This window comes from Candidatus Woesearchaeota archaeon (assembly GCA_016928155.1).
Lineage (GTDB): Archaea > Nanobdellota > Nanobdellia > Woesearchaeales > JAFGLG01 > JAFGLG01.
In genome coordinates this window covers 39641-59446 of sequence record JAFGLG010000008.1, presented here as the reverse complement: position 1 = coordinate 59446, position 19806 = coordinate 39641, and the positions used below count along the sequence as shown (strand labels likewise).

Here is a 19806-nt window from a genome sequence, read left to right as displayed (position 1 = left end):
TGCCAGGAATTGTGCTGATTCTGTCTCTTGCACTGTTGATTCATGCAACGAGGCGCAGGACAGGTGCGATCATAATCCTAATAATGCTTTGTGCAATGATAATAATGTCTGCACCGATGATGTGTGCCATGTGACTTTGGATTGCCAGTACAAGAACAACAATAACCCATGCAGTGATGGTCAGTGGTGTACTGTAAACGACCAGTGTGCAGGCGGTTCATGCCACTCAGGCGCTGCGAGGGATTGCTCTGACATTGTGGGCTGTACTGATGATTCATGCAACGAAGCACAAGATAGGTGCGATCATGATCCTAATGATGCTTTGTGCAATGATAATGATGTCTGCACAGCAGACAGTTGTCATGTGACTCTTGACTGCCTGTACATGGACATACCTAATGACTGCGGCAGCTTTGAATGCGGCGACTCGCCGAGCGGATGCTATTATTGTGGTATCTGTCCTCCTGGCGAGATCTGCGTAGAAGGTTATTGCCAGTCTGATTGCACGGATAATGATGATGATGGTTATTCCATAGAGGGCGGCGTCTGCGGCCCTGTTGATTGCAATGATAACAATCCTAACATATATCCGGGCACTGTCCAGACCCAGCCTTGCGGCACAGGTGTCTGCTCAGGGGAGAGGTCGAACATCTGCCTGCCTGACGGGACATATACTTCATGGAGCGAATGCTCAAGCTATGGTGATACCTGCGCTGCAGCGTTTGCCCAGTATGGTTGTCCTTGGGGCCATGAGTTTGGCGATGATACAGGTGTGAGATACACGACTTATGCATGCGATGTTGATGGAATCTGTGTGGATGATACTGGTTCTTGGCAGGTTGATGAGACCTGCACCGAGGATGAGTTCTGCTACTGGGACGGCCTGGGCAATGGGGATGCTAATTACTATTGCGCATGGGAAGGATTGAACTGCACTGATGATGACAATGATGGTTTTTCCATAGAGGGCGGCGTCTGCGGCCCTATAGATTGTGATGACAATAATCCAAACATCTATCCAGGTACAACTCAATCCCAGTCTTGCGGCACAGGCCTGTGTGCAGGCACGATGTCAAATGTCTGCTTGCCTGACGGAACATACACTTTTTGGAGCGCTTGCTCTACTGAGGGTGATGTCTGTGCAGCAGCTGTTGTGGAATATTCTTGCCCGTGGGGCAGTGATCCGGATGATGATACTGGATTGAGATACACAACTTATGCTTGCAATGATGTCGGTTCCTGTGTAGGAAGCACTGGTCCTTGGCAGGTTGATGAGACTTGCACTGTCGAGGAGTATTGTTATTACAACGGCCAGGGCAATGCTGATGAGAACTATTGGTGTGAGCCTATAGGCCCTAACTGCATTGATGCTGATGGTGATGGCTACAACGGCACTGGTTCAGTAGAAGAGTGCGGTCCTTGGGACTGCGATGACACCAGGACTGATGTCTATCCGGGTGCTCCTGAGCTCTGTGATGGCGTGGATAACGACTGCGATGGTATCATCGATGAGGGTTGCTTCCTCAATGTGACAAGCATTGAGTGCTTCCCTAGGGTCATTGTCGGCAATAATCAGTCATGCACTGTCCATGTTGAGGATGACTTCGGCAATCCTGTCACTGATGCCCATGTAACTATATGGTACTATCCTGATGATGCCCAGTTCAATAACTGCATAACGGATCATATCACAGGTGCCTGTGAGGCAAAGGATCTGCAGGAAGTGGTGGGCAACTTCACTGTTTATGCCACTGCAGTCAAGGAAGGCCTTTATTCTGACCTTGATACCTATCCGAGATACTCTTATGAGGTTTGGGAGAGGAGATATGATATTGTCGACCTTGCAGTCTACAATGAATCGACTTATAATGACGAAGACTATGATTTTTTCAGGGGAGAGGACATGTTTGTCAGCTTCTCTGTGATCGATCTCTGGAACAGCAACATCACGAATGTCGGTGTCGTGACTGAGATGGTCCTTGTCTCTCCTCCAGGAGGGAGGGTTGGTCTCTATGAGTTCAGGCCGCATGATGAGACAACATTCTATTATGCGCTGACCCCGATACCTTTGACCCATGACTTCCTGGGCATGAGCCAGATATTTACATTTGCATTCAACTTCACAGACAATACCGGAGGACAGTATCAGGCTGATGTCATGATAAGGAACAATCCTCCTGAGATCATTCCGCCTGTTGAAGACGTGAACTTGAGTTTCAGGGATGGCATCGTGTCATCTGTCATCGATCTCTCTCAGCATGAGTTCGATCTTGAGGATTCAGGATCCGATCTCTCATGGACTGTTTTTGAGCAGAGCGATTCTTTCGATGCTTTGCTTGCCGGCAAGACCCTGACAGTCAATGCTGTCCAGGAAGGCTCCGGCCAGATGACCCTAAGGCTCTATGATCTTGATATGGATTATGATGAGCAGGTCGTCAATGTCTTTGTCGGAGGATATAACAAGCCTCCTCAGGTCATCTTGGTGACTCCTGAGTGCGGTGATGTTGTCTGGGGCACAGTTGATATAACATGGCTTGCCACTGATCCAGACAATGACGATGTGCTGAAGATTAAGCTGGAGTACAGCGCTGATCAGGATATCTGGAAGACCATCGCTGACAATGAGGAGAATGACGGCTTGTATGTCTGGAATGTCTCTGATATCTATCCGGGCCATTATTGGGTCAGGATAACAGCCACTGACGGCGAGCTTTCAGCTTCAGACATGACTGATTGCCAGATAACCATTTTGCACGGGCCTGATACTCAGTGCACTGTGCAGATAGTCGCTGATCCGCTCAGCGGTGATGCTCCTCTGAAGGTCTTCTTCGACGCGAAGGTCGAGGGCGGCAATTATCCTTTCGAGTACAGGTGGGACTTTGACGACGGCAAGATAAGGCTTGTCAGGGACACCACCCATGTGTTTGAGGATGAGGATGTCTACACTGTCACTTTCACTGCGACTGATGTCGACGGTGATATGTGCTCAGGTTCGGTTGTCATCTATGTCGGCCCTCATCAGGATATGGAGGACAGGTCCAATATCTATGTCCAGCAGTTCAATTTCATCAATGAGGATATTGTCAGGCCTGGCGACCAGCTTTGGATGGTTGTCTCTTTGAGCAATGTCGGCGCTGAACCCTTGGATGATCTTGTGGTCAGGACCACTGTCCAGGATCTTGCTGTGACAAGGAGCTTCATGATAGATAAGCTGGGTGTGGGCGACATGGTCTCGAAGTTCATTGCTCTGGACATCCCGATGGCTGCTGAATCCGGGCCTTATGATGTCAGGCTTGTTGTCTCTAATGATGATTACAGCAGGATCAGGCATAGGGAGTTCAAGGTCCTGGGTGATGAGCCTGAGCAGGAACCAGCTATGATGATCTCCCAGTGTCTGGATTAATTGTTTTTTGATTGTCTTGTTTTTCATTTTTTCAAGCATGTTTTAAAAAAGAGGGTCAATATGGGTTTTGTGTTGTATTAGTGAATACAGCTGTTTTAGGGCCTTTAAAGCCTTTTTAAATAGGGCTAATACAGGTCCCAATTCAGTTATTATTCAATAATAGTCCTATTTTGTAACTACTGGACTATACTAAAAAATCACAAAATTTATATAGGACCAACATTTACTCTGGCATGGTATTACACCCTGTTTGGTGGGTGGAATATATCAGTTTTTCACCAGAAACACAATCAAAATTTGGATTTGGAGGTAGAATAGAATGGCAAAAACCACTTTAAAGGCATTTGCTTTGCTGGGTATTCTTTTGATTGCTTTAGTTGCAGTCAGCGGCATTGCAAGCGCAGTCAGGGTCGATGGTGACTCTGAATATAACGGCACCCTCTCTGATACAGAGGATGCAAGGAACGAAGGCGACCTCATAGGATGCGAAGTCCTCTGGGTCAAGATTGATGGTGACATTGTAGAGAATGGTGTCGACATCAATACGAACTTCGAGAGAGATCAGAATTTGGATATCAAAGTTAAGCTATTATGTCATGAGGACAATGATTTTGTCGAGGTTTCTGCTTCAGTTTTCGGAAACGAGCACGAGAAGCTGGTTGACAGCACAGATGTGTTCGATGTCCAGGCAGAGACGATCTACACGAAGTCTTTGAGCTTGAGCTTGAATGACTTGGTAGAGGAAGACGATTATAAGCTGAGGGTTATTGTTGGCGACAGGTTTGACGCGATCAAGGTCTACAACTATAACCTGCACGTTGATGCATTGAGGCACAGCGTGAAGATCAGGGATGTCACCTTCACGCCTGACTCTGAAGTCAGGGCCGGAAGGGCGCTTCTGACTGTTGTCAGGGTCCAGAACCTTGGAGAGAAGGACGAGGATTCAGTCAAGGTCAAGGTCAGCATACCTGCTCTTGGTATCAGCGCTACAGATTATATTGACGAGCTTGAGTCTGAAGACTCAGTCTCCTCAGAGGAGCTCTACATGAGGATTCCGGATTGCGCTGAGGAAGGCGAGTACACAGTCAGGGTGACTGTCGACTTCGACGATGGTTATGACACAACCTCAAAGGATTTCAAGATCTATGTGGTTGAGTCTGACACCTGCGGAGCTGGTCCAGCTGCTGCAGTTAAGGAGAAGACCGTCATCACAGTCGGTGCAGAGTCTCAGGACTTGACAAAGGGAAAAGGCGGAGTTGTCTATCCTATCTCACTCTCAAATGAGGGTACGCAGAGCAAGGGATACACAATCTCTGTTGACGGGGCAGACTTTGCCACAGTCAAGATCAGCCCAGCGAATGTGCTTGTCTTGAACGGCGGCGAGTCAAAGACAGTGTATGTCTACCTCACAGCAAACGACGATGCACCTGAAGGTCCGCATCCTTTCACTGTGACCATCACAAGCGGTTCAGAGTCACAGCAGATCAGCCTTAACGCGAATGTCGTGAAGGGCGAGTCAGCTGGTTGGGACTCAGTGAAGAAGGGATTGGAAGTCGGTCTTATCGTGTTGGTCGTTTTGCTTATCATCCTTGGTTTGATTATCGGCTTCACAAAGCTGAAATCAGATGATGAAGAGGAAGACGAAGCTGAGACCTATTATTAAGGCCATAGCCCTCCAGATCCAAATTTTATTTTTTTTCTTGGATTTCTTTCTATTTTAATCAATTTTAAACTGTCATATAAGCCTATATATATCCAAATAATCTATTTCTTGCCTTATTTGACAATCTTTTTAAATACATCCCCTATTATTCTCCTGTAATCCCATATAAGTGGGGAGTCAGGATTATATGCCAGACAAAAGAGGTGCACACATGAATTCTAAGCTAGCCATATCCATCGTAGTTCTTACACTGCTATTCGCTTCATACGCCTTTGCGCAACCTGCGACTTGCGATGCCACAACACCCTGTGGCTGCGGGTATGAGCTGGTTGGATCCAGGACATTGAATGAAAGTGATGAGTTGGTAGGATGTGCTGGCAATGGACTATTGATTGCAACTGATGATGTCACGCTTGATTGTGCTGGCTATTCGATTGTTGGTTCGAATGCTTATAACGGAATTGACATATCTGCCTCAAATGTTGTAATTGCGAATTGCCTCATCTCTAACTTCTCAAATGGTGTTTATCTGAACTATGAAGCAGAGAATGATACAATAATTGGTAATACCCTGACATACAATGAGTATGGCATCATGGCTAGCATGGGCTCTGATTACTGGCTGAAGGTCCAGCATAATACTATTGCTTATGGGTCCACAGGCCTATATCTTTATCAGACTGTTCAGGATGATATAATTGAGAATAATACAATCCATGATATGTCTCAGGATGGTATTTACATGTCTTGGCTGGATAATCCTCTTGTGACAAAGAACACCATCTATATTGTAGACCGCTTTGCAATCTATATGTCAAATATCGAGCAGGGCACTATTGAGCAGAACGACTTGCATGATGTCTATTATGGCATAAATGTGGTTGACAGCGATGAGATCACCATACAGGATAATGCAATAGAGAGTACTGGTCTCCAGGGTATTTATATTGACGGCTCAGGCGAGTCTGATCATAATATACTTAGGAATAATCTCTCTTTTACCTGTGGTGATGGCTCCAACACATGTGCAGCTATCGAACTGGAGGATGAGGACAACTGCCTGATCCAGGATAACAATATCTGGGAGAACTATTATCACGGGATTATGTTGGTCACATCAAACCATAACAAGGTACTCACAAATACAATCCTAGACAATGGCTGGGGTGGGATTATTATCACATCCCCATATTCTGCTGAGTTTGGCGGTTATAACAATGTGAGCGGTAACACCCTTGACAGCAACAGGTTGGGCATTGCCACAAAGACTGAAGGCAACAGGTTCACTGATAATACTATCACGAGCGATACTGAAGGCACATATCTTTATGGAATAGACCTCCGCTGCACTGGTGGCTCAGTCCCAGAAGATAATTATCTTTCAGGCAATGATGTTTCTGGTTATCAGTATGGCCTCAATGTCTGGTCTGGTGTCTATAATTTCACCGTCGATGATGATGAATATCATGATAATATATATGGGGTATACATAAATGGTGTTGGCGGTGAGGGGGAGACTCCTTTGATAACTGATTCACAGGTCTATGCGAACTGCATCGGTGCATATGCAACAGGCAATAGCCAGCTTGAGATTGCCGATACTGATTTTTATGATAATAATCCAGATGCTGCCAGTTTTATGTGTGAGGGTAGCTATGGTCTGTATGCTGATTATGGCTCGCATTTAGATGTGTATAACGGTGATTTCATCAACAATGGCTATGATAATGATGAAGGCCCGGATCCTTATGGCATGTATGACAATTCAGGATTCACGATTAATTGGCATGTGACCGAGCCTGTTTATTGCATAAACAACTCAATATATGTGTGGGGGACCATAAATGGTTTCGGCAACATTGCTGCAGAGAATTGTCCTCTCTTCATCGAAGAGAACGAGGTGACTTTCTGCGGCGGCTCTTATGGTGATTGCGGATGCGGCGACACAGTAATAGGTAATATAATGCTCACAGGAGATTTGGAATGCTCGGATTCTGATGGCCTGATTATCGGTGCTGATGGAGTCACGGTTGATTGCAATAGCTCAGCCATATCTCTTGGTGGTATTATCCCATTGTCAGCCCAGGGCTTTGACATCCAGACAATGGGTTATACCGGGATATTAAATGATGGATATGATGGCATGACTGTCAGGAATTGTGACATCCATGGCTGGCAGACAGGCATTGCTGCATATGATTCCCAAGGTCACCTCATTGAGCAGAATGACATATACTTGAATGGTGTTGAGAGGACTGCCATGTCAGGCATCCATTTTGAGAATGTACTTAGTTCCAAAATAGATGACAATGAGATATATGATAATGACTGGGGTATCTATATACTTGATAGTGATTCCATTAAAATAACAGACAATGAGGTCTATGACAACTGGTATTCAGGCATATATATAGATGGCTCTGGGACTGAGCTCCGCTCAAACCATGTGATCACTGGCAATGAGGTCATTGGCAATGCATTTGAATGCAGTGATGGATGTGGAGGGATAGAGCTCGCATACGAGGACAACTGTCTTATCCATGGGAATACAGTGGTTGATAATGGAAACAATGGTATCTCACTCTCAGAATCTTTCGAAAATAGGATTATCAATAACTACTTGTCATATAACAATAACTGGGAGATAAGGGTGGCTGGTCATAATGAGATGAATGAAGGAGGGGACAACATAATCAGCGGTAACATTGTGAACGGTACTTATGGTTATGGTGGTATTGTTGCTGGCACACCTAGAAATGTGATCACAGATAACACGATAATATGTGACAATATGGAATCAAAAGGTATCAATGTATTCAGCTGCTGGTTTGCCCCTGAAGGGAACTACGTATCAGGTAATGATGTTTCAGAATGTGATTATGGCCTTTTTGCCAGTGGGTATGGTTGGTGCAGTGGAGATGGTTATCCCTTCAGTGATCTTGTGGTTGATAATAATGATTATTATAACAATAATTATGGTATGTATTTGGAAGATTTGTATGGGGTGTCCCCTGTTGATGAATCTCATTCAGGAAGTCATGCTTGGTGGTCTCATGATGACTATGGTGGGCAGGAGACTTGGATAACACGGACGATTGACTTGACTGACGCTACAAATGCCTCATTTGATTTTTGGGCTTGGTTTAACACAGAATCCTGTTGTGATTACGGGTCTTTTGAGATATACACTGATGGATGGTCTGGATTGGAGACATTCTCAGATGTGAACGAAGAGTGGACATTTTATTCCATAGACCTGACAGCTTATGTGGGTGATACCCTGGATATAAGATTCTACTTCTATGGTGACGGCAGCGTCAATTACAAAGGTGTTGTATTGGATGACTTTGCTCTGGTCGTGGATGAATCCACGGTCTGGTCAGATGATGTCGAATCAGGTGATTCAGGTTGGGATTTGACTACAGAATATGGTTCCTCTTGGTCTATCGAGACTTTCCCGATGCAAGTGGTCGGAACAACTCTTTCAGACAACAATATATATAACAATTACATTGGATTGTATGCTGATGATTGTTATCTTATCACAGAAAGTAATGATAACATTCATGACAATTGTGTTGGAGTTGATTTAGAATGGGTTGAAGATTACACAATGTCAGATACAGATTTCAATGACAACCAAAATTGTGGTCTGGTTCTTGAATCATTGGGGTATTCAGGAGAATCTCAAGAAAAATCCTTCCCTGCAAGGATTACAAAATTAGGATTCAACACTCAATCTCAGTTCGAGGCTATGGCTGAAGTTCCTGAAGCTACTGGGCTTTACAGTTATAATTCCCACATTAATCTTCTCAATGGGGATTTCATAAATAATGGAGATTATGGTATTTATGAATATTATTCTATAGGTACTATAGAGTGGGTCGTGACAAAAGATGTTCTATGCAAAGATAATGATATCTGGATTGAAGAAGGATTCATCATTCCGTTAGGTGGTGTGATTACCCCGGACAACTGCACAATTACAGTTGAAGGTCAGGAGATGAATTTTTCTGCTGGTCAGGTTGGCACCATTGGTTTTGATGTTGATACAGTTGATAATGGCTCTGGTATCTATGTCGGAACAATAGGTGAGCCAGGTTATGGCATCCAGGCTGAGATCTATACTAACAGCTCTGCAAGTGGTTCGATTGATATCAACTTCTATAATCAGTATCCAGTAGGATCTGGCTTTGCGCTTGAGGAGCTTGGACTGTGGGTTGATGTGACTGTTGATCCAACGATTGAAGACAACCTCTCTTTTTGGATCCTTAAGATTTATTATACTGACGAGGAAGTTGCTGCTGCTGGTCTGACAGAGAGTTCTCTGGAGATCCAGTACTATAACAACAATACTGGCCAGTGGGAGTCATTTGCTGAAGGTGGTGTGAATACTGCCGAGAATTATGTATGGGCCAAGATAACACACTTCTCTATTTTCGGAATATTCGGCAGTTTGCTTCCATCCGGCGGCAGCTCTCCGGTCGTGATGAAAGGCGGCGGTTCCCCGTTCATCATGAAGGGTCTTGTGCCGAGTTATTTTGACATCACATCTGACTTGGAATCAGGCCAGCCTGTGACAAAGACCTTGTCTTTTGCTGATAAGGTCAAGTTCACTCTGGATGGCCAGGAACACATGGTCCAGGTAGTCAAGACCATCAATGGCGGTGTTGAGGTTCAGATCCAGTCCACCTCTTTTAGGACCATCATTAACGAAGGTGAGACAGCCAACTTCGACTTCAACAATGATGATGTCTATGATCTTGCCCTTACACTTGCAAGGCTTGGCAAGTATAGTGTTGACTTGACCTTCCAGAAGATCTCTGTCAGCAAGGGTGATGCACAGCCAGAAGCCCAGCCTGCTGATAAGCCTGCTGAATCAGCTGCTAAGCCGTCTGAGCCTGCCAAGGCAGACCAGCTGAAGGATGCTCTTGCACCTGTATCAGAGAAGATCAGGGATTACAGGGCATTGTGGATGATCTTGGCTGTGCTGTTGTTGGCCGGAGCCCTTGTATTGTATTTTCACAGGAAAGAGCATCATGGCCTTCTTAAGGAGATAGATCAGGAGATGAAGAAGCTAAAGAAATGATTTTTTCTTTCTTTTATATACCATTTATATACAATCCAAAACCTTTATAAACAAAACTCCAATTTTGACCCTTATTATTATCACTAAAAAGAGGGGTTAAACATGGGGAATGATACAGATAGCATTAGTTGCTTCAACGCTAAATCTTCTTTCTCAATCCCGCGATGGATGATTCTCGCCATTCTTACATTTGTCATTTTAGCCCTTAGCGTTAGCTCTGCACTTGCACTGGAGGGAGGCGTAGGTCCATGCAATGACTCTATCGACAATGAGCCTGATGGGTTTACAGACTGCGCGGATGACGAATGCCTTGCACAAGTTGGTGGACCATTGGGTCAACTTTGTGAAGCTGTGGAGACCTCATGCAGTGATTTATTCGATAACGACGCTGATGGCTTCATGGACTGTGATGATCCTGATTGCTGGATGGAGAACACCACAGCCTGTCCTGCTGACTTCGGCGATGCACCTGACTCTTCGAATCATTTTGCAATGCCTATGACAGCTTATCCTCCTGGGATAATTGCAGCTTACCCTTCTGTCTTTGATTTCACTCTTGGTGCCCCATACGGTCCTTGTCATTCTGGTTCATATCTCTGGACATGGCTTGGCGATAATGTGACAATAGAGGCTGACGCGGATCTTATGCCTGACCAGGATATGATGATCAACATCGACCCTTCTGTCGACAGCCCTGACCAGGACGGCTTTGATGATGGCCTGCTCTATCCGACTCTGAATCTTATGAATTGCACTCCTACAAACTTCTCCTTCAATGTGACCATAACGAATCTTATTGATGATTTGTATGCCAACTATAGCTTCAATGCTTGGTTTGACTGGAACAGGGATGGTGACTGGGCTGATAACAGCACATGTTATCTCCCTGATGATGCCCCTGAATGGGCTGTCCAGAACCAGCTTGTCTATGTCGGCGGCCAGGCTAGCCCTGTGACTCTTACTTTCAACACAACAGTTTTCCTCCCTTTTGATCCTGAATCAGGACCTATGTGGATGAGGATGACTCTTTCTCCGACACCTTCCATGAATTATGACGGCTCTGGTCCTGGCTTGTGCTTTGAGGACGGCGAGACAGAGGATTATTATCTGAACATGGGTGCCCCTCCGGCAGGATTCTTCATCCTGAACAAGACTCTGCTGAACGGAGGCAATATAACTGTCGGTGACACTGTCACTTTCATGCTCAACATCACAAATAATCAGTCTGGTCCTTTCATGGGTTTCTCTCTGAGGGATAATTTTGATCCTGCTGTGCTGAATTTCTCTTCTGCGAGCAATGAGTCCTTCATGATCGACAACAGGACTATCGGTATGCTCGCATGGAACCTTACCGGTCTGGGTGAGAATCAGTCATTCATTGTTTTCATCAATTTCACTGCTCTGGATAACATGACTTCGAATAACACTGCAGAGTTCTACAATGATTTTGGCGCGATGAGTGAGGATTCAGTCACTGTGCCTTTCTCGATAAACCCATTTGTACATTATTTGGATATTACCAGCATTTCGCTGGATCCTGCGCTTGATATACTCTTTTTCGGTTCATATCATATCAACTCCACAATCAACTCATCCCATGACATTACAGCCAATTATTCAGTAGAAGGCATCAACCCTGATTCTTTCTGCTGGCAGTATTATGTTGATGGCTCATGCGCCTCTTATCCTGTTCAGGGCCCTATGGATAACCTCTCTGATATCCTGTACAGGTCAGATTTCCTCAGGCCTGATTTCCTCTATCCTCAGATCTCATTTGGATCTGATGATGTTTTCTGGTACAATGCTCCGTCGCCAATTGATCTCCACAGGAGGAATTATCACATCATGCATTTCGTGAATAATTTCACTATGGTTGAGAACACGAGTTTCTGGGTCGAGCTTGATGTCGACCAGAAACCGGGCTCTACACAGGGTTTTGTCGTCTATCTTGTCGGGCAGGGCCACGATTCAACTTATTTCCAGAGCGACTGGCGCGCTGATGCAGACGCTGAACTTGTAGGCAGCATTGCTCTTGGCGCTGTCCCTCATCATGTCCATACATCAAATTCGAGCCATCATCTTATCAGGCTTTCAACGAATCCTGACGGCACTATCGGGACAAAAAATATCAATGTGTCAGGCGATTTCTGGGTAGTAGCCACCCAGTCCCAGAATGCTGTATCGTCCAGGGCTTGGGAGCTCCAGTATAGGCCTTCGTCTTTGTGCAACAATACCAACAGCTGGTATCGCGGTGATTCCAGTGGCTGGAGCGTTGTTTCGCAGTCCGGCTGCCCTGATGTCCATGTGCATTTTGCCAGGAATAACATCGCCTTTAGCGATGGCCTGAATGTTACAGTCTGCGCTGATGATGGCATCTCAAGTGTCTGCGAGAGCGAGGATATGTTTTTCTCTGACCTGCCTGCTCTGCCTCCGACACCGACATCATTCTTCAGCCCCATGAATGGGACATATGATGGTATGATCAACATCTCATGGGCTCCATGCATCGATCCTAACGGAGATGCAGTCACATACAATCTTTCACTGCTGAATGCAGATCACTCTTTCAACATGAGCATCAATGACAGCATGGCTGGAGAATGGCATGTCTGGAACACCTCTGTTGTGGATGATGGCATCTATGATTTCCTGATTCTCTGCTGTGATGACGGCGGTCTCTGCTCTAACTTCACCCATTCACAGGATTATAGTAATTTTAGCATTGATAATATACCCGATATCTCCTGTGGTGATCAGGTCACATCCAGTTGGTTCCTTTCAATTGATCTTGCCTGCTTTGGTGATGGCTTGGTCATAAATGCAAGCAATATAGTTCTCGACTGCAATGGTCATTCCATCACAGGCAGCGGTTCAGGTTATGGTATCAATAATTCCGCTGGTTTTGATAATATAACAATTAAGAACTGTACCATAACTAACTTCACTGAGGGAATATCATTCAAATCCAGCTCGGACAGTAATATATTGGATAACATCGTGAGCTCGAATGCTAATCAAGGGATTATCTTGCGCGATGGTTCTAATAACAACCTAATTGAGAATAATATTGCAGATAACAACGGGCAGAGCGGCATTTACCTTGGTTCAGCTTCATCCTGTAACAATAATGATATCACCAATAATCAGCTGAATGGGAACAACATGGGGATTTCGCTTGATGCAGGCTCGAGCGGCAACACGATCTTCAATAATTCGGCAAGCTTGAACAATTATGGTGTCTATTTGAGCGGCAATTCAAATATCCTGCACCAAAACTGGTTATACAACAACACACTTTATGATCTGGATGTTATCAGCGGATCCGGCAATAATGCCACACTGAATTTCTGGGGTGGTTATCTCTGTAATGCGAATTTGGGCATTAGCAAAGGCAGTCTTTTGCCTTATTACACAGATTTTGCGATGACAACTCTTGACTATGATTATCCTGTGTGCGTTTGTGGCGAGACGATAATCACATCAGTTGTTTTGCAGGATGATTTGTTGGGATGCAATGACACTGCTTTGAGCATAAATGGCAGCGATCTTGTTGTTGACTGCGCAGGTCACTCATTGACTGGGGATGGGTCTTATTCAGGGAACGGGATCTCGGTCTTGCCGGGATCTGATAATGTGACGATAAGGAACTGCACAATAAGCACTTTCGATTATGGGATCAACAATGATGATCCGATGGCAGACAGCGGTGATTATCTGACAGTTGAATCCTGCATAATCCAAGATCTGAGTAATGACGGGATCTTCTCAAGACAGTCAGCGAACTGGATTAGGTTAATAAACAATGAGATTTTTGACGGCACCAATGGGATTAATTTGTATGATTCATATTCTGGGGATATGATCCAGGGCAACACCATTTATAATATGTCAAATAATGGGATTTTTGTCTCCTATGCGATTAATGGTTTCATTGAGCACAATATCGTCCATGACTGTGGAAGCAACGGAATCTATGTTGATTCTGTCACATACTCCACCATCATGAACAATACATTATACAATAATGTGAATGGGCTTAATATTGGCAATTCAGTTACAGACATGCTGATATTCCACAATAATATATATGATAACACCAACTGGCAGGTGACCTCTGTATCCCAGATTGAGCTTTCTAATGGCTCTGAGGGTAATTTCTGGGGTCACGCTTCCTGTCCGACCTTTGTTCCCGGTACAGATTCAGATAATGATAATGTGACTGACAGCTTTGCGTACAACATGTCATATGGCTGGGAAACCTATTCATCACCCCCTGTCTGTGCCTTTGTTGATATAACCTATTTCGATGGAGAAGACGAGTTTGGAGAGTTCTTCGAGAATGAGACTTGGGTTGGCATCGGTAATTCCATGGATCAGCCTTATAACTTAACTTTTTATGTCAATGCTTCAAGCAACGGAATTTATCTTGTCAATCTGACACATGATGGTGTCTGCATCGGATGGCCTGATCCTGCTCCTATGATGTTTGATTTTGGTAAGGGTGATTTCTATCTGAACTGTCTGATGAACAAGAGCATGATGTCTGAAGGTGAGAACATCTTCACAGCCACAGCATATGTGAATAATACACCTGCAACAGATGAGAGTAACTTCACTGTGTGGGCTGACTTCACAAGGCCTGATGTGCACTTTGCTTGGAGGACTGTGATCGATCACTGGAATCCTGGTGAGAATGAGACCATCCCAGAGCCGCATGATATATTAGATAATCCTGATTTCTTCTTCAGTCCTGATGATAATACTGTCCATGTCTTGGTAAATGTGACTGATGATATTCTTGTTGGATTGGTCCAGGCTCAGATGATGGGTATGGATGGGAATCCAATGACAAATCTGCCTAACAGCGACTGTGATGAGATCTTCAATCTGACCCATTTGGGTGGGGATCTATTTTATGGAAACTGCACTCTAGGAGAATTTGATGAGCTTGATTTGATTCCAGATGATCCTCAGAGCCCTGTTCAGTCTGGCAGCTTGATGATTTTTGCCATTGATGCTTTTGGTAACGAGAACAACATGTATAATAATTCAGATGATTCTTGCGCTGATTCAGCTGACTGCATCTGTGATGTTGACTGGTCAATGCTTGGAACCTACCCTTATAATGAGACCTGCAATCCTGCATTCTCTGCTGTGCTCATCCATGACCTTGGTGTGTTCGAGATGGAAGGCGAGCCTTGCTTGCAGTTTGGTCCTGCCACCACAGATCTGAATCAAGTCACAGATTTCACTGACGTCAATCTTGTATTGGAGATTCAGGCCAATCTTTCCTGCATGAATGGGGGATTCTGGGGTCCTGAGACATTCACGACTTTCATTCTGCTTGAATTTGCATCACTGGATTTTGAGGATGAGTCAATAGCTTTCAGATTGATGGGTCTCCCTGCAGCTCTGGATATGGAGCTTCCGATCCCTTACAGCTTTGGTGATGGGTATATATATGTTAACACAACATTCTTTGGGGAGCTGGACACTAACACATCAATATCAATGTTCCACTTGCCATTCACCGAGACGCCTGTGATTATCCCGGATGGTGGTGCAGCTGGTTTTGATAGTGGTTCTGTGACCTATGTTGTGGGTTATGATGATCTTTATTTTGACCCAGTGAATTTCCCTGTCAACATCACTGGGAATCTTACTTTTGATGTGTATGGCTTCTCAGGTTATACATTGACTGATAATGTGAGTCCTACACTTTCATTTGAATTCCCGACCAATAATTCAATTTACTCAGAGAATGTTACCCAGGTCTGGTTTGAGCTCAATGGCACAGGCACTCCTATTAGCAATATAATGCCTTACCTTGACGGGGAATTGCTTGCAATAATAAATGAGACTGACTGCTACGGTGTAGATGGTCAGCCAGAGATTACCATATGCAATTTCACAGATGTGAACCTCGGTGATGGTAATCACAACCTTTATGTTATTGCATGGGATTATGGTGGGGATTATCCTGGTAAAAATGTGACAGGGAATATCAGTTTCCTTGTCGACACATCAGTCCCTTACACACAGGCATATTATATACCAGGATGGCAGACTGCTGACTTCAATGTCACTTTGAATGCTACTGATCAGGGTGTGACTGGCATAGATTACACTAATTACAGCGTTGATGGTGGTGCTTGGCAAAAGAGCACAGAGAATCCGACAATATTACCAATCACAACAGATGGGAATCATTCGCTTGATTTCTACAGCGTCAACAATGCAGGCAAGGCAGAGACACAAAAGACCATATATGCTGCTCTTGACAAGTCTGCTCCTGTGAATCTGGACCTAGAATCTGATGAGCCTGATTATTCAGTAGGTGATACTATCGAGATATATTCAGAATGGAATGATACCACCTTGCATTTGGGAATCAACTGCAGCCTCTACATAAATGGGACCCTCAACAAAAAGATAAGTTCTACTGATGGGATTTGCGATTTCAATTATACCACGAGCACTGGGGATTATCCAAGCATCAACATATCTGTGGTTGCTGCAGATGCTTTTGGGCACACAGAATCACAGTATCTGGAAAGGGATGTTAAGATCTGTGGCATGAGTGTGACATCTGATTTCACCTTGCCTGGTGACATAGCATGCGATGGTGATGGCCTGATAGTGGATGCAGATGATATAATAATAGATTGTGATGGATACAGCATCACCGGTAATGCTTATGCTCAAGGCATCTCGATAATGGGCAATTCCGGGATAACTGTGGAGAACTGTGAGATAACAAATTTCGCGACTGGCATCCAGGTCGTGCATTCCTCCGGCAATACATTGCAGGATAATTATGTGCATGATAATGTGGGGGATGTGACTGGTATTTCATTTTATAATGTATCAGATTCAGACCTCATCGGCAATAATGTTTCATTTAACCAGCGTGGTATTAGATTAGAGGCTAGCGATGGGAATAGATTCAATGGGAACTTTGTGTATAATAACACAGCGTCCGGCCTCTACCTTTATGATAGCGACAATAATGAGATAACTGGTGGTGAGTTTGCTGATAATAATATGATGGGGTCTGGCTCTGAAGCTGGTATCTATGTCACATATTATTCTGATTCCAACACCATCAGCGGCATCTACATGCATGGCAACAGGAATGGTGCAATCAATGTCATGTATAGCGATTCAAATATGATTGAACACAATAACATCGATGACAATTGCGGTGATATCAGGCAGATCTATGCCGAGGGTGTTGAAGTCCTAACCATAAGGTACAATAACATCACTAACGGCACTGGTTATGGCATTCAGGCCTATGGTTGCAATGAGCTCAGGATACTGAACAATTATATCATCAACAATGCTAATGATGGTATACGTATCCGTGGTTGGGGAGGATCAGATCATCAGATATCCAATAACTTGATCACTGACAACACAGGTAATGCCATATTCCTGGAGGATGAGGATAATGTCACAGTCTCTGGCAACACAATCCTGAGGAGCTCTAGTGATGGCGTGCATGTCTTGAATTCAGAGGGCATGACCATCTCAGGCAATACAATAGAGGATGCCAATATCGGTGTTTATTTCCAGAATGTCGGTTTCAGTGATGTTATGGATAATAATATCACTGAGTTCAGCAGCAAGGGAATACTGCTTGAAGGGGGATCCACATCATACAACACTATAGAATCAAATGATATCACAGGCACCAATCCAAACACGATAGGCATCCAGATAATGGATGAGTACACAGATGTGCTTGACAATACCCTAGATTGTGGTATCATGAGCAACACTTATGGTATCAAGATTGGTCCTGGTAGTGTAGGTAACTACCTTAGTGGCAATGAGGTCTCAGGTTGTTATTGGGGTTTCTATGCAGGCTCTGCAGGCGAATTTGATATGGTCGAGGATTCATACCATGATAACTGGTATGGTATGTACATGCAGAACCTTCAGGGTACTGATTCCAGCATAAGTGATTCAGCTGTCTATGGAAACTGCCATGGTGCAACTGTCGATGGTTCGCAATTGTACATCTCTGATACTGATTTCAGCGACAACCATATGAACAATCCTGAATGTGCCACAACAGGTCTGCATCTCATAAGTTCTCATGTGGAGTTGGAGAACGGCAATTTGTTGGATAATGGTGATTATGGTTTGCTTGACCAGATATCAACAGGTTCTGTCAACTGGGTATTGACTGATGATGTCACATGCAGGAATAATGATATCATCATTCTGGAGGGTTACATCCTCCCATTAGGTGGTTCAATAACTCAGCAGAACTGCACCATAACTGTTGCTGGTGTTGTGTTCAATAATTCCCAGCAGGGTGTTATTGAGTTCCCAGTTGACACAACCAGCGGCAATGATTCTGTAGGGAATCAGTCTTATGGTGTTGAGGTTGATATCCACACAGGGACTCCATATGCTGGTGATGTGCAGATTAGCTTCTATAACAGTAATCCGACTGGCTCTTCTGGTTATTCATTGGCGCCATTCGGCAAGTATGTGGATGTCACTCCGGACAATACCTCAATGAATGTCACGTGGTGGATCCTGAAGATCTGGTACACTGACGAGGAGCTTGCAGCATCAGGATTCACAGAGAGTTCGCTCAGGATAGAGTATTTTGACAATGACACAGGAGCTTGGCACATCTTCAATCCTCCAGAGGGAGGTGTCAACACCACAAATAATTATGTCTGGGCTAATATAACCCATTTTTCCTTGTTTGGCATCTTTGGAAGCAAGCCTTCATCATCAACCGGAGGCTCCCCCATGGTCATGAAAGGTGGCAGCTCGCCTCTTGTGCTGAAAGGTGCTGTCTCTAACACTTATGACATCAATGAGGAGTTCCAGACAGGCGAGCCAGTGAAGCAGACTGTCTCTTCTGCTGACAGGGTGACTTTCATGATAGACAACGATTGGCATACTGTGCAGGTCGTCAAGAAGCTGAATGGCGGTGTCGAGGTCCAGATACAGTCCTCTTCGTTCAGGACCGTCATCAATGAGGGTGAGACTGCTAACTTTGACTTCAATGGTGATGATGTCTATGATCTTGCGTTGACTGTGGATCGTGTTGGCTGGTTCAACTTTGACCTGACCTTCCAGAAGATTTCGGCAAAGAAGGATGATTCTGCAGGGGCGAAGCCTGCTGAGCCAAGTGTTGCTCCTAAGGAGCCTTCCGAACCTGCTGATAAGCCGGCAGATAAGCCTGCTGAGCCAGAAGCAGAACAACAGCCTCCTGCAGTTCAGGAGAAGGCTCCGGCCAAGAAGACAAACATGCTTGCTCTGTGGATTGTCTTGGCACTGGTCCTTGTGGGCATTGTCGCAGCATTTGTCATGCATAAGAAAGAGAGGCACCCTATGCATCACATCCATAAGGAGTTCGAGAAGCTCAAGAAATAGTTTTTCTATTTTCGTTTATTTTTGTATTTGTTCTTGTCTTTGCCCTGCCTCTTTCTCCGCGGTATAATTCAAGAGAAAAGATATTGTCTTATCCGGATTTGCTTAGCAAATCCGATCAGGGCCTCTTGAATTTTCTTGATCAGCTCACAGCTTGGCAGGGAATGTAGAGAAGTAATGCTAATACTACTCACCCAATGGTTTTTATAGGATTTATTGATACTTAATTCAGACCTTTGTGATGTCCCT

Annotated in this window: 4 protein-coding genes; all 4 read left to right on the top strand. The window is 44.5% G+C overall.

Annotated elements, in window-relative coordinates; translation table 11 throughout:
• The coding region (locus JW968_05010) for a hypothetical protein (GenBank protein ID MBN1386302.1) at window positions 1–3403 on the top strand (3403 nt) is incomplete at its 5' end.
• A 319-nt stretch (window positions 3404–3722) separates the two neighbouring features.
• Window positions 3723–5066: a hypothetical protein gene (locus JW968_05005; protein ID MBN1386301.1), complete on the top strand. Its 1344-nt coding sequence runs from the start codon at window positions 3723–3725 to the stop codon at window positions 5064–5066.
• A 211-nt stretch (window positions 5067–5277) separates the two neighbouring features.
• Window positions 5278–10155 carry a right-handed parallel beta-helix repeat-containing protein gene (locus JW968_05000; protein ID MBN1386300.1) on the top strand — a complete coding sequence of 1626 codons (4878 nt, stop codon included), beginning with the start codon at window positions 5278–5280 and terminating at the stop codon, window positions 10153–10155.
• Window positions 10156–10323: 168 nt separating this feature from the next.
• On the top strand, window positions 10324–19560 hold the full coding sequence (locus JW968_04995) for a right-handed parallel beta-helix repeat-containing protein (protein ID MBN1386299.1): 9237 nt from the start codon (window positions 10324–10326) through the stop codon (window positions 19558–19560).
• Window positions 19561–19806: the final 246 nt, after the last annotated feature.

Bases quoted from the DNA above. Each gene is read 5' to 3' on its own strand.
- JW968_05005 (MBN1386301.1), top strand. From the start codon at position 3,723: ATGGCAAAAACCACTTTAAAGGCATTTGCTTTGCTGGGTATTCTTTTG.
- JW968_05000 (MBN1386300.1), top strand. From the start codon at position 5,278: ATGAATTCTAAGCTAGCCATATCCATCGTAGTTCTTACACTGCTATTC.
- JW968_04995 (MBN1386299.1), top strand. From the start codon at position 10,324: ATGATTCTCGCCATTCTTACATTTGTCATTTTAGCCCTTAGCGTTAGC.